Genomic DNA, 24,624 nt, shown 5'->3' on the forward strand with positions numbered 1-24,624 from the left:
TCAGAACAATATAAGATAAGTGAACTGAATTTTGACTGATTTTGCTGCGCGACTAAAGCAAGTTGCAACCAACCCTAAGACCTTCTCTCAATTTGGTCGTGGTGTTGAAAGGGAAACATTACGCTACACGGAAGATGGGCACCTTGCTACTGGGCCGCACCCTGAGGCTTTGGGATCTGCGTTGATGAACGAATGGGTAACGACCGATTTCTCTGAGTCGCTACTGGAATTTATCACGCCTGTTTCTAACGACGTTCCGACGCTTTTGAATCAGTTGTCTGATATCCACCACTTCACGCAAACCAAGTTAGACGGCGAAAAACTATGGCCGCTTTCTATGCCTTGTTACGTTGGCAGTGAAGATTACATTCAGCTAGCGCAATACGGCACCTCGAATAACGGTAAGATGAAGACCCTATATCGTGAAGGCCTAAAACGTCGTTACGGTAGCCTGATGCAGATTATCTCTGGTGTTCACTTCAACTTCTCTTTCCCAGAAAGCTTTTGGGATAGCCTGTTTGGAGAGCAAACTGAAGAAGCGCGTTGTGAATCTAAGTCAGATGCTTACTTTGGTTTGATTCGTAACTACTACCGCTTTGGTTGGTTAATCCCATACTTCTTCGGTGCTTCACCTGCGCTATGTTCTTCTTTCATCAAAGGAAGAGAGACAAACCTGCCTTTTGAAAAGATTGGCGAGACACTGTATCTGCCAAAAGCAACGGCACTGCGCCTGAGCGACCTTGGCTACACGAACAGTGCGCAAAGTGTGTTGAAGATTGGTTTCAACAGCCTAGACCAATACCTTGAAGGTTTGAATCAAGCGATTCGCACACCATCAGAAGAATTTGCCGAGATTGGCACTAAGGTTGATGGTGAATACCGTCAGTTGAATAGCAACGTACTGCAAATTGAAAATGAGCTTTACGCTCCAATCCGCCCTAAGCGTGTGGCGAAGAGTGGTGAGAAACCATCTGAAGCATTGGCACGCGGTGGTGTTGAGTACATTGAGGTTCGTTCTTTAGATGTAAACCCATTCAGCTCAATTGGTATCAATGAGCAGCAGGTTCGCTTCCTAGACTTATTCCTAACGTGGAGTGTGCTAACGGACTCTGCTGAGATGGATAACTGCGAGCTTGAATGCTGGCGCGATAACTGGAACAAGGTGATCCTACAAGGTCGTCAGGTTGGTCTAGAGCTGCAAATCGGTTGTCATGGTGAGCGATTGTCTCTGCAAGATTGGGCGAAGCGTGTCTTCAAAGATCTGCGCTCTATTGCCGAGATGATGGACGCTGAACAAGGTGGTCGTGCATACCAAGAAACATGCGATACGCTTGAGGCTTGGATTGATAACCCTGAGCTAACTATTTCTGGCCAGTTGCTAGAAGAGACCAAAAAATTGGGCGGCTTAGGTAAAGTGGGTTGCGCGTTAGGTAAAACGTACGCTCAGCAACACAAAGCGCACCAATACAAAGTATATTCAGCTGAGTTGATGGAAGCAGAAGTTCAACGTTCTGTGATTGCTCAGCAACAAAGTGAAGAAGCAAGCACTCAAGATTTTGATAGCTTCTTAGCGGATTATTTTTCGTATTTAAAAGCATAGCGAGACTTTGGTGGAAAGGAAGCAAGCCTTATTAGGTCAGCCTACTCGAGTGAGTAGTAAATGGTTACCTGTAGTGACTGTTGGTGTTGTCTCTAGCCTGTTGGTTGGATGTGCAACGCCACCGCCAAAGCAGCAAGATAATTTGTGTAGCATCTTTCGAGAGCACCCTTCATGGTATGAAGATGCCTTGGATATGCAAGAAGAATGGGGAACGCCGATTAACGTTGCGATGGCTTTTGTGAAACAAGAGAGTAGCTATCGTCATGATGCGCGCCCACCTAAAGATTACATTCTTGGCTTTATACCGTGGGGGCGTGTAAGCAGTGCCTACGGTTATGCACAAGCTCAAGATCCTGCTTGGGAAGACTTCCAAAAGGCGACCAATAACGGTGGTTCAAGAACCAACTTTGATGATGCATTGATGTTCATCGGTTGGTATACCAGCGAGACGCGTCGTCAATTGGGCATCTCACTATGGGACCCATATAACCAATACCTGGCTTATCATGAAGGCCGTGGTGGTTATAAGCGTAAGTCATACAACAGCAAGCCATCGCTAATTAAGGTGGCGCGCAAAGTCGAACAGCAAGCAAAAGATTATGGATGGCAGCTGAAACAGTGCCGCAAAGAACTAGAAGACAATCGAAGCTGGTTTTTCTAAAGCCAGCCGTCATGGAGAAGAGCAATGCCTTTATTAGATAGTTTCACTGTTGATCACACACGCATGAACGCACCTGCCGTTCGTGTTGCTAAAACAATGCAAACCCCAAAAGGGGATACCATCACTGTGTTTGACCTGCGTTTTACTGCGCCAAACAAAGACATCCTATCTGAGAAAGGTATCCATACTCTAGAGCACCTATATGCTGGTTTCATGCGTAATCAATTGAACGGTTCAGATGTAGAGATCATCGATATCTCACCGATGGGCTGTCGCACTGGTTTCTACATGAGCCTGATTGGTACGCCTACAGAACAACAAGTGGCTGACGGTTGGTTGGCAGCGATGCAAGACGTACTGAAAGTTGAGAACCAGAATAAGATCCCTGAGCTGAACGAATACCAATGTGGTACCGCGGCAATGCACTCTTTGGATGAAGCGAAAGAGATCGCGAATGCGATCATCGCTGCAGGCATCTCTGTAAACAAGAATGATGAACTGGCACTGCCAGAGTCTATGCTGCAAGAGCTTAAGATCGACTAGTCATTGATAGCTACCCTAGATAGGGCGAGTTAGATACTAAAAGGCCCGGTTCAATGAACCGGGCCTTTTTCGTCAACGTATTTTAGGGCGAGACAGAGATTCAGTGATAACTCAGTTAGCCGTTCACGATCTGTGGGAACACGCGAACCAGTTTGATGCGGTTCTCTTCAAGCTCAACAATTTCCATTGGGTGGCTGGCAACCTGAACACTCAGGTGACTCTCAGGAATATCTTCAAGATGTTCCAGTATCAAACCATTCAGCGTTCTTGGGCCATCGGTAGGCAGTGCCCACTGTAAGCCTTTGTTGATATCTCGGATATTGGCACTGCCTTCAATCAAGAAGCTGCCATCGCTTTGCGGAGTAATCTCTTCAGATAAGCTTGGGGTGATTGAGGTGGTAAACTCACCTACGATCTCTTCTAGAATATCTTCTAATGTAACCAAACCATTGATGTCGCCATACTCATCAACAATCAAACCGATGCGCTGCTTATTGCGTTGAAACTTAAGCAGTTGAATATTGAGTGGTGTCGCTTCAGGAATAAAGTAGATCTCATCCGCGGCACGCAACAGGGTTTCTTTATTGAATTCGTTCTTTTCAAGCATCAGACGGTAAGCTTCACGCAGCCTAAGCATGCCGACCACTTCATCTATTTGGTCACGGTACAGCACTACGCGACCATGAGGCGAGTGGGTAAGTTGACGAACGATCGATTTCCAGTCGTCATTGATGTCGATACCAGTAATCTCATTACGCGGCACCATGATGTCGTTCACGGTGACGTGCTCTAAATCCAGAATAGACACCAACATATCTTGGTGACGTTGAGGGATTAAGCTACCGGCTTCATTTACCACGGTTCTAAGCTCTTCGGAGCTCAAGTGGTCGGTTGCATCATGGCTGGCTTTAACGCCTAAGATACGAATGAAGCCGTTGGTAATGAAGTTCACTAAGATCACCAATGGTGATAGCACCTTCATCAGTATCATCAAAAGGATACTACTCGCGTAAGAGACACGTTCAGGAAATAGAGAAGCGATGGTCTTTGGGGTTACCTCGGCGAATACTAGGATCACGAGAGTCAGGGTACCAGTAGCGATAGCCACACCGATATCCCCGTAGATGCGCATACCAAGAATAGTAGCGATCGCAGATGCAAGAATGTTGACGAGATTGTTGCCGATGAGGATGAGGCCAATCAATCTGTCTGGGCGGTTCAGAAGTTTTTCTACACGTTTGGCACCTTTATGACCCGTATTGGCCAAGTGCTTTAAACGGTAGCGGTTCAGGGACATCATGCCCGTTTCGGAACCAGAGAAATAACCAGAAATTACAATGAGACACGCGAGTAGCGCAAATAAGATACCCGTTGATATGTCGTCCAAAACTATTCTTTTCCTATTTGTGTATCTTGATTAATTTATGACCGAACATGGTCGAGATGTCAATTGAATGTATTGCACTCAATATTTTAAAGGCAAGGTATGTGAGATCTTGCCTTTATTTTACAGACTAGTTCAGGATGATTTCCTGAACGAAGCGGCTACCGAAGTAGGCTAATGTGAGCATGCTGGCGCCCGCAAGTGCGAACCAAGTGACTTTCTGTCCACGCCACCCTTTTTGGTAGTGACCCCATAAAAGGATGGAGTAGATAACCCAAGCGATAAAAGACAACACCGCTTTGTGCGCCTTTCCTTGAGCAAACATATCTTGTACGAAGATAAGGCCAGTCAGCAAAGTACCCGTTAATAAACCATTACCAATCAAAATGATCTTGAAAAGCTGTCTTTCCACCATCATTAAAGGAGGTAGGTTAGGGTTTATCACTAAGGCTTTTTTCTTTTTAAGTTTGTGATCTAGCCACGCAAGTTGCAGGGCGTATAGCGCACCGATAGTTAACGTTGCGTATGAGAATAGAGCCAAAGAGATGTGCACGAGCAGTTTTGGGTCATTCTCTAGATGTTTGATGAAGGTGCTTGGAAGAAAAGTGGCAGCCATCAAGTTCAGCGCAGCGAAGCTATAGACGACGGGTAAGATAAACCACAGACGGGTTTTGAGCATTGCACCGCTCATTACCACAGATATGATTAAACTGATTAATGAAGCAACGTTCAAGATACTGAGGTTTTGGCCACTGGCATTAAAAATCAAATCGCCAAGCAACCAAGCATGGAAAGCTAGAGCAAGTAATGCGCTGATAAACACCGTTTTTACACGGATTCCTGTTTGGTGCACGAGACCTGGAATGATCGTGGAAATCGCCATTGTATAAAGAAAGGCTGCTGCGATCGCAATAAGACTGTCCATGGTATCCATTTTAATGATTACTAATTGGCGAATTATACCTCGCATCGCTCTTTGGGGCTATGGCGAACCTCATTCAATTCCAAGTGAATAATGTCTCACATCACAAGCACGGATGATTAACGCTCTACAACGGGTATGACTCTAATCCGCGCTAATGTATACTCACAGTAATAGTCGCAGTTTTGAGCGAAGAGAAAACTATGTTTGATAATTTAACGGATCGTCTATCCAAAACGCTGAAGAACATCAGCGGTAAAGGTCGTCTGACCGAAGACAATATTAAAGAGACGCTGCGTGAAGTACGTATGGCGCTACTTGAAGCCGACGTTGCACTGCCCGTTGTCCGCGATTTTGTTAAGCGCGTAAAAGAAGGCGCTGTGGGTGTTGAGGTTTCTAAATCTCTAACGCCTGGTCAAGAATTCATTAAGATCGTTCAAGCTGAACTTGAAGCGGTGATGGGTGAGTCTAACGAGGCTCTTAACCTAGCAGCGCAGCCGCCAGCCGTTATCTTAATGGCGGGTCTACAAGGTGCGGGTAAAACCACATCGGTAGGTAAGCTATCTAAGCTTCTAACTGAGCGTGACAAGAAGAAAGTCTTGGTTGTGTCTGCCGACGTTTACCGTCCAGCGGCAATCAAACAGCTTGAAACGTTAGCAAGCGATGTTGGCGTAGACTTCTTCCCATCTTCAGCTGATCAAAAACCTCTTGATATTGCAAACGCTGCAATCGACCACGCGAAGAAGAAATTCTACGACGTGCTACTTGTCGATACTGCGGGTCGTTTGGCTATCGATGAAGAGATGATGGGCGAGATCAAAGAGCTTCATACTGCAATTAAACCAGTAGAGACACTGTTCGTTGTTGATGCAATGACAGGTCAAGATGCTGCGAACACTGCAAAAGCCTTTGGTGATGCGCTACCACTAACCGGTGTTATCTTGACGAAAGTTGATGGTGATGCGCGTGGTGGTGCTGCTCTGTCTGTTCGTCATATCACAGGCAAGCCGATTAAATTCTTGGGTGTTGGTGAAAAGACTGACGCACTAGAACCGTTCCACCCAGATCGTGTTGCTTCTCGTATCTTAGGTATGGGCGACGTACTGTCTCTTATTGAAGACCTACAGAAAAACGTTGATACCGAGAAAGCAGAGAAACTGGCTAAGAAGTTCAAAGAGAAGAAAGGCTTTGACCTTGAAGACTTCCGTGAACAGCTAGGTCAGATGCAAAACATGGGCGGCATGATGGGCATGATGGATAAGCTTCCAGGCATGTCTCAGCTACCAGATAACGTTAAAGATAAAGTTGATGACAAGATGTTCAAGCAAATGGAAGCGATCATCAACTCTATGACCATGAAAGAGCGTCAACGCCCTGACCTAATCAAAGGCTCCCGCAAAAAGCGTATTGCCGCTGGTTCTGGTACACAGGTACAAGATGTAAACCGTATGCTTAAGCAGTTCACCCAAATGCAGAAGATGATGAAGAAGATGCAGAAAGGTGGCATGAAAGGCATGATGCGCAACATGCAAGGCATGATGGGCGGCGGTGGAGGTATGGGCGGAATGGGTGGTGGCTTTAACCCGTTTGGTCGATAATCTACAAATGTAAGCTTTAGCTACGTTACTTTTCATAGTGTTAGCCGTGTCACAGAAAGTGTACGGCAGCTATGTTGGTGAAAAAATAGCTAAAGCCCTTGCATTGCACCGGAATAAGAGTAAAATTCCGGGGCTTTAATTTGGCACGAGACCCCAAGCTATTTACTTATACTTGGGGTTAATTATTTTATTAAGAAAGCAAAGAGGACGACATGGTAACCATTCGTTTGGCACGTCACGGTGCAAAGAAGCGCCCATTTTATCAAATCGTAGTTGCGGATAGCCGTAACGCTGCAACTGGCCGTTTCATCGAGAAAGTAGGTTTCTTTAACCCTACAGCTCAAGGTCAAGAAGAAGGTCTACGTCTAGACCTAGATCGTGTTAACCACTGGGTTGGTCAAGGCGCATCTCTATCTGATCGTGTAGCTAAGCTAGTTAAAGACGCTCAAAAAGCGGCTTAATTCTTTTTTAAAGAGAAATAGCTTATGTCGATGAAGGGTAAAGAAACTATGAGCGAGCAAAACAATAGAATTGTCATGGGTAAACTTGGGTCTACCTATGGTATTCGTGGCTGGCTCAAAGTGTTCTCCTACACAGACAATGCTGAAAGCATATTTGATTACAGCCCTTGGTATTTAAACCTAAAGGGTAAGTGGGTTGAGTACAAAGTTGAGAGCTGGAAACGTCATGGCCAAGGTTATGTATGTAAGCTAGCGGGATTAGATGTTCGTGAAGACGCGCAACTGATGACTAACTTTGAAATTGCTATTGACCCTGCTTCGTTACCTGAATTGTCAGAAGATGAATTCTACTGGCGCGAATTGTTCGGTATGCAAGTTTTTACCACTAAAGGTTACGACCTTGGTGAGGTCACTGACCTATTAGAAACTGGCTCGAACGATGTTCTAGTAATCAAAGCAAATCTTAAAGATGCTTTTGGCCAAAAGGAACGGTTAGTACCGTACCTTGAAGAGCAAGTGATCAAGAAAGTTGATCGCGAAGCTCGCCGGATCGAAGTTGACTGGGATCCTGGATTCTAACTCCAAATTACAGAGCGAGAGAACACATGTGGGTTGGCATTATTAGCCTTTTTCCTGAAATGTTCCGTTCTGTTACTGATTTTGGAGTAACAGGTCAAGCGGTTAAAAAAGGTCTTTTATCTATTGAGACATGGAATCCTCGTGATTTCACTCATGATAAACATCGCACTGTTGATGACAGACCTTACGGTGGTGGTCCTGGCATGTTAATGATGGTTCAGCCTTTGCGCGACGCTATCACAACGGCCAAGCAAGCAGCACCGGGAAAGACGAAAGTTATCTATCTTTCACCTCAAGGTCGTAAACTCGACCAGAAAGGTGTTGAAGAGCTGGCAACAAACGAGAATTTACTTCTTATTTGTGGTCGCTACGAAGGGGTAGATGAGCGCATCATTCAATCTGAAGTTGACGAAGAATGGTCGATTGGAGATTTTGTGATGACGGGTGGCGAACTGCCAGCCATGACGCTGATTGATTCAGTATCTCGGTTTGTTCCGGGTGTACTTGGAGATTTCGCTTCAGCAGAAGAAGATTCTTTTGCAAATGGTTTGCTAGATTGTCCCCATTATACGCGCCCTGAGGTGCTAGACGATAAAGATGTACCATCGGTACTCAAGTCTGGAAACCATAAGGACATTCGTCGCTGGCGATTAAAACAATCGTTGGGCCGAACTTGGCTAAGAAGACCAGAACTCCTGGAAAACCTAGCTCTGACTGACGAACAGGAACAATTACTGGCTGAATTCATTAAAGAGCAACGCTCTTAACGAAAAGCAAGCAGTAACCTATTAAATTTAGTATCAGTTTATTCTAGGAATTTATACAAATGAGCAACATCATCAAGGCTCTTGAAGAAGAGCAACTAAAATCAGACCTTCCTAAATTCGCACCAGGTGACACTGTTGTAGTTCAGGTTAAGGTAAAAGAAGGTGACCGTGAGCGTCTACAGGCTTTCGAAGGCGTTGTAATCGCTATTCGTAACCGTGGTCTACACTCTGCATTCACAGTTCGTAAGATCTCGAACGGTGAAGGCGTAGAGCGTGCGTTCCAAACTCACTCTCCAATGGTTGATAGCATCGAAGTTAAACGCCGTGGTGCAGTACGTCGTGCCAAGTTGTACTACCTACGTGAGCGTTCTGGTAAGTCAGCTCGTATTAAAGAGAAGCTTACTAAGAAGTAATTCTTTTTGCATTCTATCGATAAAAGCGGAGCCATTTGGCTCCGCTTTTTTGTGCCTGCTATTTAGCGTTTCGTAGGTAAAAGATCCCCAGCTCGCTCATCTCTTGCTCGCGAGGATTACGGACAAAACCTAAACTCATATTTAACCGTCATTCCCTAGACCGATGAAGGAAGGAGTAGGGAATCTCTACTAGCGCCATGTTAGAGACAATAAAAAAAGGACTGACGTTAAACGCCAATCCTTCAAATTCTATTCGCTATTCGCTATTCGCTATTCGCTTAGTACGGATCTTCCGACCAACCATCGCTATCTGACATATCTGGTGCGCCAGCGATGCTGTTCTCTTCGTCTGCCCATTCACCGAAATCAATCATCTGACATTGCTTGCTGCAAAACGGGCGGTGCGGGCTTTGTTCGCCCCATTCAACGTCAGCATTACATTGAGGGCATTTAACGATGGTGATTTTCTTCGACATAGTGATTCTTAATTTGAAGGTGTAATAATAGTGAGTTTAGGCTCGAGTGAGGACTCAAGCCAAACTATAAAAGGAAATTAATTAGGTGCAGATTGCCAATTCAAATTCGATGTCTTGAGTACAGGCTTGCCCAGTTTCAAAGCTCATGAACTTAACAGCAAAGCGGTTCTTGTGACCGGAGATCATCGGGTAGGCACCGTATTGCATCGGAATAGAAAGACGAAGGATATTCGCTTCATCGGCATCGCTCTGGAAGAAGCCAGCACGAGCGATTTGCTCTTTGAAGTGACCCGTCTCTCTGGTGAGCTTCAACCACAGTGTTAGCGCTTCATAGAGAGGCTGTAGGCTATCCATCCAAGCTTTGGCATCTCGCATTCTCTTATCGAGAGGAAGGTGCAGCCAATAATGCAGTGCGGGCAGATCAAAGCAGCATGAACCACCAGGAAGATTAAAGCGTTGGCGAATTGCACTTAGGAAGCGGTCTTCTTTAAGTGACTGGCCAAAACGCTCTGCCTGCATCAGATCACGATAGATGTTACCAATGTCATTAAGTAGTGATGTCAGCATCTCTTGATCGACACCTTCAACATCCAACCAACTTTTGTAGGTTACACGTTGCTTCTCAATATCTTTTGCGAGTTCGCTCTTGAGTTGGATCTGTTCGAAGATTTCAATCAGATCAAAGATGGAACGGAAAAAGAGTTGATACTGTTGAGCATCGGAAAATGTAGAAGACAAGTGTAGCTGCCTCAAGAGTGATTCGACTCTTAAGTAGATGCGTGTTTTCTCATTTAGAGGATGTTCAAATTTATGGGTGATCATCGAGCAAACCTTCATTCAACATAGTTCTATTCTGACCCATCTACTGTACTGATTGCCAGATACTTTTGATGTAAATCTGTGATTTGAGGCAAAAGTTCTTGGTTTTTAGTATGGTTTTTAATCACGTCATCTGCAACCGCTAAGCGCTGTTCTCTTGAAGCTTGTGATTTTAAAATTGCGGCAACCTGTTCCTTCGAAACATTGTCACGACTCATTGTGCGTTCTATTTGCACTTCTGTAGGCACATCAACGATTAAAACGCGATCGGCCATGCCTTGCATTTGGTTTTCAACCAATAGCGGTGCGACTAATAAAGCATAAGGGGATGTGACTTTAGACAGGTCACTGTCAATTTTGTCGCGGATCATGGGATGAAGAAGATCATTGAGCCATTGTTTTTCGGTGGGATCAGAGAAGATTACTTCGCGCAGTTTAGCTCGGTTTAGCATGCCATCTTCAAGCAATATGTCTTCGCCAAAATGAGCGGCGATCTGTTTTAGGCCTTCGCTGCCCAATGCCACTACTTCGCGTGCCACGATATCAGCATCGACAATATCAATATTGAAATGCTGATTGAATAGGTTGGCTACCGTGGTTTTGCCACTGGCGATACCACCACTTAATCCGATAATGATTGCCATGATTAAATCCCTAGCACAGAAGTGAAATACCAACCCATGATGTCATTGCCCCACAATAGGCTTACCCAACCAGCTATCGCGAGGTAAGGACCAAATGGGAAGGCTTTATCGATGCCTTGCTGTTTCAGGCGAAGTTGAATCAAACCAAACACAAGGCCAACAAGCGAAGATAAAAGGATGATCATCGGTAGGTGCTGCCAACCAAGCCATGCGCCAAGCGCAGCCAGGAGTTTGAAGTCACCGTAACCCATGCCTTCTTTGCCTGTCAGTAGTTTGAACAACCAATAAACAGACCATAAAGCGAGGTAACCAGCCATTGCGCCAACCACGGAATCTTGCAGCGATACTGGGCCGATATTAAACAGTGCTAATGCGATACCGGACCATACCAAAGGCAAGGTGATTTGATCAGGCAACAACATGGTATCGAGATCGATAAAGGTCGCGGTAATCAGTGCGAAGGTGAAAAGAATCAAAGCAATGGCGTAGTAACTGAAACCAAAGTGGCTAGCAACCATTGTGCAAAGTATTGCTGTAAGCAGTTCGACCAAAGGGTAGCGAGCACTGATTGGATTAGCGCAGCTGTGGCACTTACCCTTTAAGAGCAACCAGCTTAACACTGGGATATTGTCGACGATTCTTAATTGGGTTTTGCATTTCGGGCAGGTTGAACGAGGAATGCTGAGATTGAACTTTCCCTCTGGCGCTGGAATTTTATATTGAGAGAAATATTCCGAGCACTCTTGTTGCCACTCTCGCTCCATCATAATCGGTAAGCGGTGTATGACTACATTGAGGAAGCTGCCGATAAGAAGGCTAAAAATGAAAGCTAATACGGGGAATAGCCAAGGATAGTAGTGAAATACTTCCATAGTGTCCTTTACCACTTGATCTATATGAGCAGAAGTTTGCTACTCATGGGTGTTAAGTTGCTTTTGGCTATCCTAACACACTCATAAGATTAAAGATCGGTAAGTACATCGCAACCACAAGCCCGCCAACAACCGTTCCCAAAAATACGATGATCAATGGTTCTAAAATTTTGCCTAAATTGTCGACGGTGTTGTCTACTTCAAACTCGTAAATGGAAGCGACTTTATTGAGCATATCATCAAGGTTGCCCGACTCTTCACCAATCATCACCATCTGCAACACCATTTCAGGGAAGGCATTGGTATTGCGCATCGCGATATACATCGGCATGCCTGCTGCGGTTTCTCGGTGAACCTCAATGATTGCTGATTCATAATGTAGGTTGCCTGCGGTTTTGGCTGTGGTTTTTAGGCTCATTAAAATAGGAATACCGGAACTAAAGCTTGTTGATAAGGTTCGGCTGAATTTGGCTATTGAGGCTTTCGCTAATACGCCACCGAGAACAGGGAAACGCAATCCTAGCCGACTGACAGACAGTCTGAACGAGTGGGAGCGCTGGCATAGTTGGTAAATAATCAGAACAACAAGCCCGATGCCTACAGCCGTATAAAAACTGTAAGCCTGCATCCAATGGGAAAGGTGGAGTACCTGCTGAGTAAACCAAGGTAAGTCTGCACCAAAGCCTGAAAACATAGATTCAAATTCGGGGATTACCATGGTTAGCATTAGGTAGGAGACAGTTAGTGCAACAATGACCACCATCGCTGGGTAGATCAGTGCTTTTATAACCTTAGACTTTAACTGTTCACTCTTTTCTCGATAAGTTGCCAAGCGTTCGAATACTTGCGCGAGATTACCGGAAAGTTCGCCCGTTGCGACTAAGTCGGTATACAGATCATCAAAGTGACGGCTTGCGGTTCGCATTGCTTTTGAGATTGGCGTTCCGGCTTCTACACCTTTGCAGATATGCGATAGAATCGATTTCATTTCAGCTTTGCGGTGATTGTCTGACACCAACTTGATGGCTTGCACGATCGGCACACCAGTCGCCAACATGGTAGCCAGTTGGCGAGTTAAAATAGTGATGTCTTTGGCTTTGACTCTATGAGTTAAACGAGCCACGGCTGAAATACTTTTCTTTTTGATTTTCTTAATCTGAATATGCTGCTCTTTGAGCTTTTCTCGTACTTCCAATTCAGTGAGCGCTAAGGTTTGCCCAGACACTTTCTTGCCTGAGCTGTTAATGCCTTTCCAGTGATAGCTTTTTAGTTGTGATTGTTTGGATTTGCTACTCATTGGTGCTCCATGGGTTTATATGTACAGAACACGTTGCAGCTCTTGATAGCTGGTGGTGCCTTCAAGCAATTTATCTAACCCTGACTCTTGCAGAGTTCTCATGCCTTCTCGACGAGCCAAGTTTTCAATGGCTAACGCGTTAGGTTTGTCGATTAGGCTGCTTTTCAGTTGATCGCTAAACGGCATCACTTCATAGATACCCACTCGACCCGAATAACCTTGGTTACACTCATTGCAGCCGTGAGGATTGGCTTTGTAGATGGTTTGGCTGTTAGGAATCGAGTGACGCAGAAATATGTCTGGTGAGTCATCAGCTGTTTTACATTGGTCGCACAGTCGTCTTGCCAGTCGTTGGGCGATAATCAGGCTTAATGATGAAGCGAGGTTAAAAGGTTCTATCCCCATATGAGCGAGTCGAGTGACGGTTTCTGCGGCGGAATTAGTGTGCAGTGTCGAAAGCACTAAGTGACCGGTTTGCGATGCTTTGATCGCGATCTCTGCGGTTTCCAAGTCGCGGATCTCTCCCACCATCACAACATCAGGGTCTTGTCGTAAAAATGATCGTAGCGCTTCCGCAAACCCAAAGCCGATCTTAGGTGTTACTTGTACTTGATTGATACCACACAGGTTAATTTCCACTGGGTCTTCAGCTGTTGAGATGTTGCGTTCCGTAGTGTTAAGAACGCGAAGGCCAGTATAAAGGGAGACGGTTTTTCCGCTGCCAGTTGGACCTGTCATTAAGATCATCCCTTGCGGGCGTTTTAGCGCATTGAGGTAGAGGGCTTTTTGATCGTCGCTGTAACCAAGCTTGTCGATATCGAGATTGGCCGCACTGCTATCGAGCAGCCTCAATACGATCTTTTCCCCCCACAAAGTCGGTAGCGTTGATACGCGCATATCAATCGCGAGTTCATCATTCAAACGGAGCTTAATGCGTCCATCTTGGGGTAAGCGACGCTCCGCAATATCAAGCTTGGCGAGAATCTTCAAGCGAGCAGATAACCGGCGACTTAAATGAGAGGCGGGTTGCTGAATCTCGACAAGGATGCCATCGCAACGCAGGCGCACGCGATAGTGCTCTTCGTAAGGTTCAAAATGAATATCTGATGCACCTTTGCGTACCGCATCGACCAATATCTGATTGATAAATCTGCTGACAGGGGAGTCGTCTTGGCTGAGGTCTTCAATTGAAGTCATCTCATCGTCGGAGACTTCAACAAGGTTGGCAAGTTCGTCTTGGGTGATCTCTTTACGCTTAGAGTCTTGCCCTGAAATAGAGCGACCATACAACTTTCGTATTGCGCCTTCTAATTCAGAGTAGTTAGCGACAACGAGTTCTATCTGCAATCCGGTCGCAAAGCGGAAGTCATCTTCTGCTTGTAAATCGGTTGGGTCGGCAGAAGCTAGAGTGAGAGTCGAACTAGAGGTTGAAACTGGGATAGCGTGATACTTAGTGATCAGCTCGCGAAGCCCTAATTGGTCGCACAATACTTCATAGTCAACATTGGCAAGCTGAACTAACGGCACACCGAAAATGGCTTGAATATTATGTGCTAGGGAGTCGCCTGTGAAGAAATCAAGAACGAGCAAAGCTTCAGGTGTAGAAACACCTGAAGCTTGTACATGTTCCGCAACGGCTTGTTCTTGAGTTAGGCTAAGTAAACCAGCCTGACGAAGAACGGTTGGGAGGTTGGTGAGTCCCAAATTAGTTGCAGCCTTCTATTGAAGGGATTGCGCTTGAGGCTGATAGTGAACATGACCAACCAGTATCTGCACTCCTTGTCATGGTCATACTGTCACCATCAAGGCTACCGTCTACAAACGAAAATGAAATGGTAGTTCCTGAAGCTGAGATAGTCCCTAGAGTGTTTGAGCTAGCTGAAATCCCCAATGCACTAACGCCGCCACTAATGCTGCCTTCCTCTTGGATTAGTAATTCAGCTGGTGTAATTAGTGCTTTTAGTGTTGCTAATGCTGAAGATGCTTGGCTTTTTGATACATAGTCTTTGTAAGCAGGTACAGCAATAGCTGATAAAGCACCAATAATCGCCACCACAATCATCAATTCAATCAGCGTAAAGCCTTTCTGATTTGTTCTTTTACTTTTGTTATTCATTGTCTAATTCCATTCTTTAGTTTGTTTCAGTGCAGGCACTGGTTGATGGAAAGAATAGAAGTTGAGATGGGGGAGTGGAATGGTGTTCAGGTGTGGTCGCGAGCGGTTTGGTATTTATTGGTGTAGTGTTTCATATAGCAGGCAAAATTATGCGATCAGCTTAAATAACTGCTTGAAATACTGATAATTCAGGCAATAAAAAAGGCACCGTTATCAACAGTGCCTTTACAGAAATTAATTATTATTCAGTCAATTACGCTTTGAATCTCATTGATAGATCCATTGCTTTTAGGTGCTTAGTCAGCGCACCTACCGAGATGTAATCAACACCCGTTTCAGCAAATTCTGCGATGGTGTCTAGTGTCACGTTACCAGAGTTTTCTAGTGCAGCACGGCCAGCGTTGATCTTCACAGCTTCACGCATCATGTCAGTAGTGAAGTTGTCTAGCATGATGATGTCTGCGCCCGCGTTGATAGCTTGCTCTAGCTCTTCTAGGCTTTCGGTTTCCACTTCTACAGGCTTTCCTGGGTTCAGCTCTTTTGCAGTAGAGATAGCCTTCTCAATGCCACCACAAGCGATGATGTGGTTTTCTTTGATTAGGTACGCATCGAAAACACCGATACGGTGGTTGAAACCGCCGCCACAAGCGACTGCGTATTTTAGTGCGCTGCGCAAGCCAGGAATCGTTTTACGCGTATCTAACAGGCGGCACTCTGTGTGTTTGATTTTGTCAGCGTAGATAGCTGTTGCTGTCGCACAACCAGACAGTGTTTGAATGAAGTTCATTGCATTACGCTCGCCCGTTAGTAGCGCGCGTGCTGGGCCAGTTAGGGTGCAAAGCGTTTGGTTTGGTTCAACCTTGTCGCCATCTTCTACATTCCACTCGATAGTCACTTCACCGCCCAGTTGCTTAAACACTTCATCAGCCCAAGCTTTACCACAGAACACACCGTGCTCACGAGTAATGATGGTTGCGCTGTTGATTGCGTCTGCTGGGATTAGACTTGCTGTGATGTCAGCCGCTGGATCTAACGTGCCACCTAGGTCTTCTTTGATAGTCTCGGCTACTGCACGAGTGATCTCTAGAGGCAGTTGCTCTTTTAAGTAGTCAAGGCGTTGGTGGCTGTTATGTGTGTTTTTCATCGCAAATCTAATCTTGAAAGGGAGTGGGAATGGAATGATACTCTTGCTTAACTTCAAATTAAAGAGGCTAGCGCGACTGCTCTATGGGCAAGGTCACATCTTATTGTGCTAGCAGAAAAGAAAGTGAGACCAAGATGACGATCAGCTCCAACGGATGGTACGACAACGCTCGGCATGTTCCTTCTCCGTATTTTGATGCTCGACCGAGTGCCGACGATATTTCTCTGCTGGTGGTTCACAACATTAGCTTGCCTCCGGGTCAATTTGGTGGGCCTTACATAGAACTGTTTTTTACGGGCAAACTCGACCCGAAGGAACACCCGTTTTTTAAGGTGATTCACCAAATGGGCGTGTCGGCGCACTGTTTGATTCGTCGCGATGGGGAAGTGGTGCAGTTCGTTTCTTTCTTAGACCGAGCTTGGCATGCTGGCCAGTCGAGTTTTGCAGGGCGTGAAAGGTGCAATGATTACTCTATTGGTATTGAACTGGAAGGTAGTGACTTTGTAGCTTATAGCGAGCAGCAGTATCAAGCGCTTAGCCAATTAACAGAAACGCTCGTATCGACGTTTCCTCAAATCACCAGTGAGCGTATCACTGGCCATCAATATATAGCGCCTTTGCGTAAAACTGACCCTGGCTTGGTGTTTGATTGGCAGAAGTTTAAAAAAAATCTCAAAGCTTAAGCCTCAGTTTTTGACGATGGGTTTACCGCTGGTGGGCGTTGAATAGTCAACGCCTGGCATAATGACTTGTGAATTTTTGTTGTTGCGATGTAAAGAAAGTGGTGGAGAGAAGCGCATCAATAAATTGAGAGTGTGACGAACTTATCAAACACTCATTTATTAAAACTTATGAACAGAATTTCCACCCTAAATGTGCGCTTGGTTCGATTTTTAAACGAGTGACACTAATCTTTCTGAAACAATTCATTTTTATCCTGAAACTTTCTAGCAAGAACACTCCCCAAAAGTATTACCCCTGTAAATGGTAAGACCAATTTGGTTGCTGTTTTAAATTTCATTTGTTAAATCATGGTTAATTCACGCTGTATTCTATGATGCAGGTCAATTTTAGGCTGGACAGTGGCGTTTTAATTATGTTAATTTCTGCCCAACTTAAAATTGGTATTACCAATTGTCAGCGAAGAAAAAGAAGAACAACAAACTATGGCTTATCAAAGGATTCGTCAGCCAAAACTCTCCGATGTTATCGAACAAGAGTTAGAAAGGTTGATAGTGGAAGGAACACTGGCTCCAGGGCAGCAGCTGCCGCCTGAGCGCGAACTGGCGAAACAGTTCGATGTGTCTCGTCCTTCGATCCGAGAAGCGATACAACGTTTAGAAGCAAAACGCTTGCTTACTCGCCGTCAAGGTGGAGGTACGTTTGTTAGCGAAAATATCTGGAAAAGCTTTTCAGATCCTTTGCTTAATTTGTTGTCGTCCCATTCTGAAACCCAACTAGACTTGTTGGAATCGCGTCATGCGATGGAAGGGATTTCGGCTTACTTCGCGGCATTGCGTGGAACCGATGAAGACTTTGCTCGTATTCAAGCCTGCCAAGAAAAAATTCACGGCGCGCAAGAAAAGGGTGATATTGAAGCCGAATCTGCAGCGGTGATGGCTTTTCTTATTGCTTTAACAGAGGCAGCGCACAATGTGGTGTTATTGCACATTGTTCGTAGCTTGGCTCCGTTACTCGAACAAAACGTCTTAGAAAATTTAAAGCTGTTGCATCGTCGTAAAGACGTTGTGGAGAAAGTGAGTATACATCGAGCTAATATCGTAGATGCGATCGTTTCTGGCCAGCCTGAGAAGGCGCGTGAAATGTCACACTCTCATTTAGCTTACATCGAAGAAACATTGCTGGATTTGACGAAGGAAGAGTCGCGCCGCGAACGTTCTCTACGTCGAATTCAACAGGGTAAATAGCCGTAATACTTCGGCTTTTTACGTGTTTAGTAGAATCCAACTAACAAAAAGGATAGATCGCCATGTCTGACATGAAGCATGACGTTGATGCTCTGGAAACTCAAGATTGGTTAGAAGCTCTTGAGTCAGTAGTACGTGAAGAAGGTGTAGAACGTGCACAGTTTTTACTAGAACAAGTTCTAGATAAAGCGCGTTTAGATGGTGTTGATATGGCTACAGGCATCAACACAAACTACATCAACACAATTCCAGCAGCACAAGAGCCAGCTTACCCTGGTGACGTAACTCTTGAGCGTCGTATTCGTTCGATTATTCGCTGGAACGCAATCATGATCGTATTGCGTGCTTCTAAGAAAGACCTAGACCTTGGTGGTCACATGGCTTCTTACCAGTCAGCAGCAGCGTTCTACGAAGTATGTTTCAACCACTTCTTCCGTGCTCCAAACGAGACAGACGGTGGCGATCTAGTTTACTACCAAGGTCACATCTCTCCAGGTATCTACTCTCGTGCATTCGTTGAAGGTCGTCTAACTGAAGAACAGCTAGATAACTTCCGTCAAGAAGTTGATGGTAAAGGTATCCCTTCTTACCCGCACCCGAAACTGATGCCTGAGTTCTGGCAGTTCCCGACAGTATCTATGGGTCTTGGCCCTATCTCTGCTATCTACCAAGCGCGCTTCCTTAAGTACCTTGACGGCCGTGGCCTGAAAGAAACTTCAGCGCAACGCGTATACGCGTTCCTAGGTGACGGTGAGATGGATGAGCCAGAATCACGTGGTGCTATCTCTTTCGCTGCGCGTGAGAAGCTAGACAACCTATGTTTCCTAATCAACTGTAACCTACAGCGTCTAGACGGCCCTGTAATGGGTAACGGCAGCATCATCCAAGAACTTGAAGGCCTATTTAAAGGCGCAGGTTGGAACGTTGTTAAAGTTATCTGGGGTAGCAACTGGGATTCTCTACTGGCTAAAGACACGACTGGTAAGCTTCTTCAACTAATGAACGAAACTATCGATGGTGACTACCAGACATTCAAATCTAAAGATGGCGCATACGTACGTGAGCACTTCTTTGGTAAGTACCCAGAAACAGCTGCACTAGTTGCAGACATGACTGATGACGAAATCTTCGCTCTTAAGCGTGGTGGTCACGATTCTTCTAAACTGTTTGCTGCATTCAACAATGCTAAAGAGACAAACGGTAAGCCAACTGTAATCCTAGCTAAGACTGTTAAAGGTTACGGCATGGGTGATGCAGCTGAAGGTAAGAACATTGCACACGGTGTTAAGAAAATGGACATGACTCATGTTCAACACCTACGTGATCGCCTAGGCCTACAAGACATCCTTTCAGATGAGAAGATCGCTGAACTTCCTTACCTGAAATTGGAAGAAGGTACGCCTGAGTACGAATACATGCACGCTCGTCGTAACGCTCTACACGGTTACACACCTGCACGTCTTCCTAAGTTTACTCAAGAGTTCAAGGTTCCTGAGCTAGACGCATTCGCACCTCTACTAGGTGAACAGAAGCGTGATATCTCTACAACTATGGCTTATGTACGTACGCTAAACATCCTTCTTAAAGATAAGAACATTGGTAAGAACATCGTTCCTATCATCTGTGATGAAGCTCGTACATTCGGTATGGAAGGTCTATTCCGTCAGGTTGGTATCTACAACCCACACGGTCAAGAATACACACCTGAAGATAAAGGCATCGTTTCTTACTACAAAGAAGCAACATCTGGTCAAGTTCTTCAAGAAGGTATCAACGAGCTAGGTTCTATGGCTTCATGGGTTGCAGCGGCAACTTCATACAGCACGAACGACCTACCAATGATCCCGTTCTACATCTACTACTCTATGTTCGGTTTCCAACGTATTGGTGACATGGCATGGCTAGCAGGTGACCAACAAGCTCGCGGCTTCCTACTAGGTGCTACAGCTGGTCGTACAACACTGAACGGTGAAGGTCTACAGCACGAAGATGGTCACTCGCACATCCAAGCGAACACTATCCCGAACTGTATCTCTTACGATCCAACATTCGCTTACGAGCTAGCAGTAATCATGCAAGACGGTATCCGTCGCATGTACGGCCCTGAGCAAGAGAACGTTTACTACTACCTAACAGTAATGAACGAGAACTACGCAATGCCAGCAATGCCAGAAGGCGCTGAAGAAGGCATCCGTAAGGGTATCTACAAGCTTGAATCTCACGCTGGTGCTAAGGGCAAAGTTCAACTAATGAGCTCTGGTACTATCATGAACGAAGCGCGTAAAGCGGCTGAAATTCTAAGCGAAGAGTACGGCGTAGCATCTGACGTATTCTCTGTAACGTCGTTCAACGAACTAACTCGTGACGGCCAAGCGGTAGAGCGTGACAACATGCTTCACCCAGAAGCTGAAGAGAAAGTACCGTACATCACAACTGTACTTGGTAAAGAACCTGCAATCGCAGTGACTGACTACATGAAGAACTACGCTGAGCAAGTACGTGCTTACATGCCAAGCGAGTCTTACAAAGTACTTGGTACTGATGGTTTCGGCCGTTCTGACAGCCGTGCAAACCTACGTCGTCACTTCGAAGTTAACGCTGGCTACATCGTAGTTGCAGCTCTAACTGAACTGGCTAAACGTGGTGATATCGAGAAATCTGTAGTTGTTGAAGCAATTGCTAAATTCGATATCGACACTGAAAAAACAAACCCGCAATACGCATAAGACTGGCATTAAGGTAGGTAAATACAATGACAATCGAAATTAATGTACCAGACATCGGTGCTGACGAGGTTGAAGTTACTGAGATTCTTGTAAGCGTTGGCGACAAGGTTGAAGAAGAACAGTCTCTGATCACTGTTGAAGGCGACAAAGCTTCTATGGAAGTTCCAGCGTCTCAAGCAGGTATCGTTAAAGAAATCAAAGTAGCTGAAGGCGATTCAGTTTCTACTGGTTCTCTAATCATGATTTTCGAAGCCGAGGGTGCAGCTGAAGCTGCACCTGCTCCAGCAGCAGAGGCAGCTCCAGTAGCCGCTCCTGCAGCGGCAGAGCTTAAAGAAGTTCACGTTCCAGATATCGGTGGCGACGAAGTAGAAGTTACTGAAATCATGGTTGCTATCGGTGATTCAGTAGAAGAAGAGCAATCTCTTCTAACTGTTGAAGGTGACAAGGCTTCAATGGAAGTTCCTGCACCATTCGCTGGTACAGTTAAAGAAATCAAGGTCGCTTCTGGTGACTCAGTTTCTACTGGTTCTCTAGTAATGGTATTCGAGGTTGCTGGTTCAGCACCTGCAGCAGCTCCTGCTCCAGCGGCGGCAGCACCAGTTGCAGCGGCTCCAACAGCATCCGGAGCGCCGGCCGCAGCTGAAAAAGAAGTGAACGTTCCTGATATCGGTGGTGACGAAGTAGAAGTTACTGAAATCATGGTAGCGGTTGGCGATACAGTAGAAGAAGAGCAATCTCTAATTACTGTTGAAGGCGACAAAGCTTCAATGGAAGTTCCTGCACCATTCGCTGGTACAGTAAAAGAGATCAAGATTGCAGCTGGCGACAAAGTGTCAACTGGCTCTCTAATCATGACTTTCGTCGTGGCCGGCACTCCGGTTGAAGGCGCAGCTCCTGCTCCTGTTGCAGCACCTGCACAAGCAGCAGCTCCAGCGGCGGCACCTGCTCCTAAAGCAGAAGCACCTGCAGCAGCTGGCGACTTCCAAGAGAACGGTGACTACGCGCACGCTTCTCCAGTAGTTCGTCGTCTAGCTCGTGAATTTGGCGTTAACCTTTCTAAGGTTAAAGGTACTGGTCGTAAGAGCCGTATCCTTAAAGAAGACGTTCAGTCTTACGTTAAAGATGCACTTAAGCGTCTTGAGTCTGGTGCAGCTGCATCTGGCAAAGGCGGCGACGGTTCTGCTCTTGGTCTACTACCATGGCCAAAAGTTGACTTCAGCAAGTTCGGCGAAACTGAAGTTCAGAAGCTTTCTAAGATTAAGAAGATCTCTGGTGCTAACCTGCACCGTAACTGGGTAATGATCCCTCACGTTACACAATGGGACAACGCAGACATCACTGAGCTAGAAGCATTCCGTAAAGAACAGAACGCAATCGAAGCGAAGAAAGACACTGGCATGAAGATCACTCCACTTGTGTTCATCATGAAAGCTGTTGCTAAAGCGCTAGAAGCATTCCCAGCATTTAACTCTTCTCTTTCTGAAGATGGCGAAAGCATCATTCTTAAGAAGTACGTAAACGTGGGTATCGCTGTTGATACACCAAACGGTCTAGTTGTTCCTGTCTTCAAAGACGTGAACAAGAAAGGCATTTACGAGCTATCTGAAGAGCTAATGGCTGTTTCTAAGAAAGCACGTTCTGGTAAGCTAACAGCGGCAGACATGCAAGGCGGTTGTTTCACAATCTCTAGCCTTGGTGGTATTGGCGGTACTGCATTTACTCCAATCGTAAATGCTCCAGAAGTAGGTATCCTAGGTGTATCTAAGTCTGAAATTAAGCCAGTTTGGAATGGTAAAGAGTTCCAACCACGTCTACAGCTTCCACTGTCTCTATCATACGACCACCGTGTGATCGATGGTGCTGAAGGTGCACGCTTCATTACTTTCCTAAACAGCGCACTATCTGACATTCGTCGTCTAGTACTGTAATTGAGAAAGTAATTATTAAGGTGACTTTCGGGTCACCTTAATTCTTTATACAAAGACTATTTTTAGACAACAGTTTCCTGCATTTCTCATAATCTGATGGGGAATTGTTGTCTAGCTCACAGGCTAACTTAAAGCTACTTTCACACTGTTAACATCTCTGTAAAATGTTTCCTGTTTGAAAGCCCAATAATTTTAAGAACATCTACTCAGCCTGTTAGGGATAATGACTACAAGAGGTCACAATGAGCAAAGAAATTAAAGCCCAAGTTGTTGTACTTGGTTCAGGTCCTGCTGGTTACTCAGCGGCATTCCGTTGTGCGGATTTAGGTCTAGAAACAGTACTAGTTGAACGTTACAGCACTCTTGGTGGTGTATGTCTAAACGTTGGTTGTATTCCATCAAAAGCACTTCTTCACGTTTCTAAAGTAATCGAAGAAGCTAAAGCGATGGCAGAGCACGGCGTTGTATTCGGCGAGCCACAAACGGACATCAACAAGATCCGTATCTGGAAAGAAAAAGTAGTTGATCAACTAACTGGCGGTCTTGGCGGTATGGCTAAGATGCGTAACGTTACTGTTGTTAACGGTTTCGGTAAGTTCACTGGTCCTAACAGCATCCTAGTTGAAGGCCAAGGTGAAGCAACAACAGTTAACTTCGATAACGCAATCATCGCTGCGGGTTCTCGCCCAATCAAACTTCCTTTCATTCCACATGAAGACCCACGTATTTGGGATTCTACGGATGCACTTGAGCTGAAAGAAGTTCCTGAAAAACTGCTTATCATGGGCGGTGGTATCATCGGTCTTGAAATGGGTACGGTTTACCACTCTCTAGGTTCTAAAGTAGACGTAGTTGAGATGTTCGACCAAGTTATCCCTGCTGCGGATAAAGACATCGTTAAAGTCTTCACTAAGCGTATCAAGAACAAGTTCAAGCTAATGCTTGAGACTAAAGTAACTGCAGTTGAAGCGAAAGAAGACGGTATCTACGTTTCAATGGAAGGCAAGAAAGCACCAGCTGAAGCTGAGCGCTACGATGCTGTTCTTGTTGCTATCGGTCGTGTTCCAAACGGTGCACTTATCGATGCTGAAAAAGCAGGTATCGAAGTTGACGAGCGTGGCTTCATCAACGTTGATAAGCAAATGCGTACAAACGTTCCTCACATCCACGCGATCGGTGACGTTGTTGGTCAACCAATGCTTGCTCACAAAGGTGTGCATGAAGGTCACGTAGCTGCTGAAGTTATCTCTGGTAAGAAGCACTACTTCGACCCTAAAGTAATCCCATCAATTGCGTACACTGAGCCGGAAGTTGCTTGGGTAGGTAAGACTGAGAAAGAAGCGAAAGCGGAAGGCCTAAACTACGAAGTGGCGACTTTCCCTTGGGCTGCTTCTGGTCGTGCAATCGCTTCTGACTGTGCAGATGGTATGACTAAGATGATCTTCGATAAAGATACTCATCGCGTAATCGGTGGTGCTGTTGTTGGTACTAACGGTGGTGAGCTTCTTGGTGAAATCGGCCTAGCAATCGAAATGGGTTGTGATGCAGAAGATATCGCTCTTACTATCCACGCTCACCCAACTCTACACGAGTCTGTTGGTCTTGCTGCGGAAGTATTCGAAGGTTCAATCACTGACCTTCCAAACAAGAAAGCAGTGAAAAAGAAGAAGTAATTCTCCTTTAGCCACTCGCTAATGTTTTTAAAAACCGCTGATTCGTCAGCGGTTTTTTTATGGTGCGCCGAGC

General features: G+C 45.5%; 23 protein-coding genes. 13 read left to right on the forward strand and 10 right to left on the reverse strand.

Translation table 11 applies throughout. The features are described 5' to 3' along the window. The first annotated feature begins 31 nt into the window (after window positions 1-31). From gshA to luxS, 3 genes are read left to right on the forward strand one after another with little or no spacing between them, the layout of a single operon-like run. The gene (gene gshA / locus AB4263_RS19330) at window positions 32-1,600 is read left to right on the forward strand and encodes a glutamate--cysteine ligase (RefSeq protein WP_017063229.1); all 1,569 of its coding nucleotides are present in this window, start codon (window positions 32-34) and stop codon (window positions 1,598-1,600) included. A gap of 10 nt (window positions 1,601-1,610) precedes the next feature. After that, window positions 1,611-2,261: a hypothetical protein gene (locus AB4263_RS19335; RefSeq protein ID WP_017629422.1), complete on the forward strand. Its 651-nt coding sequence runs from the start codon at window positions 1,611-1,613 to the stop codon at window positions 2,259-2,261. 24 nt (window positions 2,262-2,285) lie between these two features. Then, window positions 2,286-2,804 (forward strand): S-ribosylhomocysteine lyase, encoded by a 519-nt coding sequence (luxS, locus tag AB4263_RS19340; RefSeq protein ID WP_017056597.1) that lies wholly within the window; start codon window positions 2,286-2,288, stop codon window positions 2,802-2,804. Window positions 2,805-2,919: 115 nt separating this feature from the next. On the opposite strand, the gene AB4263_RS19345 is transcribed toward luxS, so the two are convergent. Together AB4263_RS19345 and AB4263_RS19350 are read right to left on the reverse strand one after the other, a co-directional pair. Next, on the reverse strand, window positions 2,920-4,191 hold the full coding sequence (locus AB4263_RS19345) for an HlyC/CorC family transporter (protein WP_017063233.1): 1,272 nt from the start codon (window positions 4,189-4,191) through the stop codon (window positions 2,920-2,922). A 127-nt stretch (window positions 4,192-4,318) separates the two neighbouring features. After that, complete coding sequence (locus tag AB4263_RS19350) at window positions 4,319-5,113, reverse strand: inner membrane protein YpjD (protein WP_019825854.1); 795 nt, start codon at window positions 5,111-5,113, stop codon at window positions 4,319-4,321. 200 nt (window positions 5,114-5,313) lie between these two features. Here AB4263_RS19350 and ffh point away from each other — a divergent pair, with 200 nt between their 5' ends. The 5 genes from ffh to rplS all read left to right on the forward strand — a co-directional run bounded on the left by ffh (window position 5,314) and on the right by rplS (window position 8,928). Beyond that, window positions 5,314-6,708 carry a signal recognition particle protein gene (gene ffh, locus AB4263_RS19355; protein ID WP_010435884.1) on the forward strand — a complete coding sequence of 465 codons (1,395 nt, stop codon included), beginning with the start codon at window positions 5,314-5,316 and terminating at the stop codon, window positions 6,706-6,708. A 212-nt stretch (window positions 6,709-6,920) separates the two neighbouring features. Further along, the gene (gene rpsP, locus AB4263_RS19360; RefSeq protein WP_004410028.1) at window positions 6,921-7,169 is read left to right on the forward strand and encodes a 30S ribosomal protein S16; all 249 of its coding nucleotides are present in this window, start codon (window positions 6,921-6,923) and stop codon (window positions 7,167-7,169) included. A gap of 24 nt (window positions 7,170-7,193) precedes the next feature. Continuing rightward, window positions 7,194-7,748 (forward strand): ribosome maturation factor RimM, encoded by a 555-nt coding sequence (rimM, locus tag AB4263_RS19365; RefSeq protein ID WP_017063236.1) that lies wholly within the window; start codon window positions 7,194-7,196, stop codon window positions 7,746-7,748. 26 nt (window positions 7,749-7,774) lie between these two features. After that, window positions 7,775-8,515, forward strand: coding sequence for a tRNA (guanosine(37)-N1)-methyltransferase TrmD (gene trmD / locus AB4263_RS19370; protein ID WP_017061056.1), 741 nt, complete (start codon window positions 7,775-7,777; stop codon window positions 8,513-8,515). 59 nt (window positions 8,516-8,574) lie between these two features. Continuing rightward, the gene (gene rplS, locus AB4263_RS19375; protein ID WP_004735514.1) at window positions 8,575-8,928 is read left to right on the forward strand and encodes a 50S ribosomal protein L19; all 354 of its coding nucleotides are present in this window, start codon (window positions 8,575-8,577) and stop codon (window positions 8,926-8,928) included. Between the two features lie 278 nt (window positions 8,929-9,206). Here the strand turns inward: rplS and yacG are convergent, their stop codons facing one another. The 8 genes from yacG to nadC all read right to left on the reverse strand — a co-directional run bounded on the left by yacG (window position 9,207) and on the right by nadC (window position 16,296). Beyond that, window positions 9,207-9,404, reverse strand: coding sequence for a DNA gyrase inhibitor YacG (gene yacG / locus AB4263_RS19380; RefSeq protein ID WP_010435916.1), 198 nt, complete (start codon window positions 9,402-9,404; stop codon window positions 9,207-9,209). Window positions 9,405-9,485: 81 nt separating this feature from the next. Further along, window positions 9,486-10,226: a cell division protein ZapD gene (gene zapD, locus AB4263_RS19385; RefSeq protein ID WP_017063237.1), complete on the reverse strand. Its 741-nt coding sequence runs from the start codon at window positions 10,224-10,226 to the stop codon at window positions 9,486-9,488. 26 nt (window positions 10,227-10,252) lie between these two features. Then, window positions 10,253-10,867, reverse strand: coding sequence for a dephospho-CoA kinase (coaE, locus tag AB4263_RS19390; RefSeq protein WP_372098718.1), 615 nt, complete (start codon window positions 10,865-10,867; stop codon window positions 10,253-10,255). Window positions 10,868-10,869: 2 nt separating this feature from the next. Beyond that, on the reverse strand, window positions 10,870-11,739 hold the full coding sequence (locus AB4263_RS19395; protein ID WP_372098719.1) for an A24 family peptidase: 870 nt from the start codon (window positions 11,737-11,739) through the stop codon (window positions 10,870-10,872). Window positions 11,740-11,806: 67 nt separating this feature from the next. Continuing rightward, the gene (locus AB4263_RS19400) at window positions 11,807-13,036 is read right to left on the reverse strand and encodes a type II secretion system F family protein (protein WP_372098720.1); all 1,230 of its coding nucleotides are present in this window, start codon (window positions 13,034-13,036) and stop codon (window positions 11,807-11,809) included. A 15-nt stretch (window positions 13,037-13,051) separates the two neighbouring features. Then, window positions 13,052-14,740, reverse strand: a complete 1,689-nt coding sequence (pilB, locus tag AB4263_RS19405) for a type IV-A pilus assembly ATPase PilB (protein ID WP_372098721.1) — start codon at window positions 14,738-14,740, stop codon at window positions 13,052-13,054. A 1-nt stretch (window position 14,741) separates the two neighbouring features. Continuing rightward, window positions 14,742-15,152 (reverse strand): pilin, encoded by a 411-nt coding sequence (locus AB4263_RS19410; protein ID WP_102398315.1) that lies wholly within the window; start codon window positions 15,150-15,152, stop codon window positions 14,742-14,744. Window positions 15,153-15,405: 253 nt separating this feature from the next. Next, window positions 15,406-16,296, reverse strand: a complete 891-nt coding sequence (gene nadC / locus AB4263_RS19415) for a carboxylating nicotinate-nucleotide diphosphorylase (protein WP_004738163.1) — start codon at window positions 16,294-16,296, stop codon at window positions 15,406-15,408. A gap of 83 nt (window positions 16,297-16,379) precedes the next feature. Between nadC and ampD the strand changes: the two genes are divergently transcribed. From ampD to lpdA, 5 genes are all read left to right on the forward strand, one after another. Next, entirely contained in the window at window positions 16,380-16,979 is a 600-nt protein-coding gene (gene ampD / locus AB4263_RS19420) for a 1,6-anhydro-N-acetylmuramyl-L-alanine amidase AmpD (protein ID WP_017059444.1), read from the forward strand. A gap of 483 nt (window positions 16,980-17,462) precedes the next feature. Beyond that, window positions 17,463-18,224, forward strand: a complete 762-nt coding sequence (pdhR, locus tag AB4263_RS19425; protein ID WP_008222726.1) for a pyruvate dehydrogenase complex transcriptional repressor PdhR — start codon at window positions 17,463-17,465, stop codon at window positions 18,222-18,224. 62 nt (window positions 18,225-18,286) lie between these two features. Beyond that, entirely contained in the window at window positions 18,287-20,950 is a 2,664-nt protein-coding gene (gene aceE, locus AB4263_RS19430) for a pyruvate dehydrogenase (acetyl-transferring), homodimeric type (RefSeq protein WP_136981622.1), read from the forward strand. Between the two features lie 26 nt (window positions 20,951-20,976). Further along, the gene (aceF, locus tag AB4263_RS19435) at window positions 20,977-22,878 is read left to right on the forward strand and encodes a pyruvate dehydrogenase complex dihydrolipoyllysine-residue acetyltransferase (protein ID WP_372098722.1); all 1,902 of its coding nucleotides are present in this window, start codon (window positions 20,977-20,979) and stop codon (window positions 22,876-22,878) included. Between the two features lie 242 nt (window positions 22,879-23,120). Next, window positions 23,121-24,551 (forward strand): dihydrolipoyl dehydrogenase, encoded by a 1,431-nt coding sequence (lpdA, locus tag AB4263_RS19440; protein WP_136981624.1) that lies wholly within the window; start codon window positions 23,121-23,123, stop codon window positions 24,549-24,551. Window positions 24,552-24,624 lie beyond the last annotated feature (73 nt).

Origin of the sequence: Vibrio sp. 10N.261.55.C5 (genome assembly GCF_041470505.1) — a bacterium.
Lineage (GTDB): Bacteria > Pseudomonadota > Gammaproteobacteria > Enterobacterales > Vibrionaceae > Vibrio > Vibrio crassostreae_C.

Coding starts and splice junctions, on each gene's coding strand:
- ffh (WP_010435884.1), top strand. CDS start 5,314: ATGTTTGATAATTTAACGGATCGTCTATCCAAAACGCTGAAGAACATC.
- rplS (WP_004735514.1), top strand. CDS start 8,575: ATGAGCAACATCATCAAGGCTCTTGAAGAAGAGCAACTAAAATCAGAC.
- rimM (WP_017063236.1), top strand. CDS start 7,194: ATGTCGATGAAGGGTAAAGAAACTATGAGCGAGCAAAACAATAGAATT.
- luxS (WP_017056597.1), top strand. CDS start 2,286: ATGCCTTTATTAGATAGTTTCACTGTTGATCACACACGCATGAACGCA.
- aceF (WP_372098722.1), top strand. CDS start 20,977: ATGACAATCGAAATTAATGTACCAGACATCGGTGCTGACGAGGTTGAA.
- aceE (WP_136981622.1), top strand. CDS start 18,287: ATGTCTGACATGAAGCATGACGTTGATGCTCTGGAAACTCAAGATTGG.
- trmD (WP_017061056.1), top strand. CDS start 7,775: ATGTGGGTTGGCATTATTAGCCTTTTTCCTGAAATGTTCCGTTCTGTT.
- zapD (WP_017063237.1), bottom strand. CDS start 10,226: ATGATCACCCATAAATTTGAACATCCTCTAAATGAGAAAACACGCATC.
- AB4263_RS19350 (WP_019825854.1), bottom strand. CDS start 5,113: ATGGACAGTCTTATTGCGATCGCAGCAGCCTTTCTTTATACAATGGCG.
- ampD (WP_017059444.1), top strand. CDS start 16,380: ATGGGCAAGGTCACATCTTATTGTGCTAGCAGAAAAGAAAGTGAGACC.
- rpsP (WP_004410028.1), top strand. CDS start 6,921: ATGGTAACCATTCGTTTGGCACGTCACGGTGCAAAGAAGCGCCCATTT.
- AB4263_RS19395 (WP_372098719.1), bottom strand. CDS start 11,739: ATGGAAGTATTTCACTACTATCCTTGGCTATTCCCCGTATTAGCTTTC.
- pdhR (WP_008222726.1), top strand. CDS start 17,463: ATGGCTTATCAAAGGATTCGTCAGCCAAAACTCTCCGATGTTATCGAA.
- nadC (WP_004738163.1), bottom strand. CDS start 16,296: ATGAAAAACACACATAACAGCCACCAACGCCTTGACTACTTAAAAGAG.
- AB4263_RS19410 (WP_102398315.1), bottom strand. CDS start 15,152: ATGAATAACAAAAGTAAAAGAACAAATCAGAAAGGCTTTACGCTGATT.
- AB4263_RS19400 (WP_372098720.1), bottom strand. CDS start 13,036: ATGAGTAGCAAATCCAAACAATCACAACTAAAAAGCTATCACTGGAAA.
- coaE (WP_372098718.1), bottom strand. CDS start 10,867: ATGGCAATCATTATCGGATTAAGTGGTGGTATCGCCAGTGGCAAAACC.
- lpdA (WP_136981624.1), top strand. CDS start 23,121: ATGAGCAAAGAAATTAAAGCCCAAGTTGTTGTACTTGGTTCAGGTCCT.
- yacG (WP_010435916.1), bottom strand. CDS start 9,404: ATGTCGAAGAAAATCACCATCGTTAAATGCCCTCAATGTAATGCTGAC.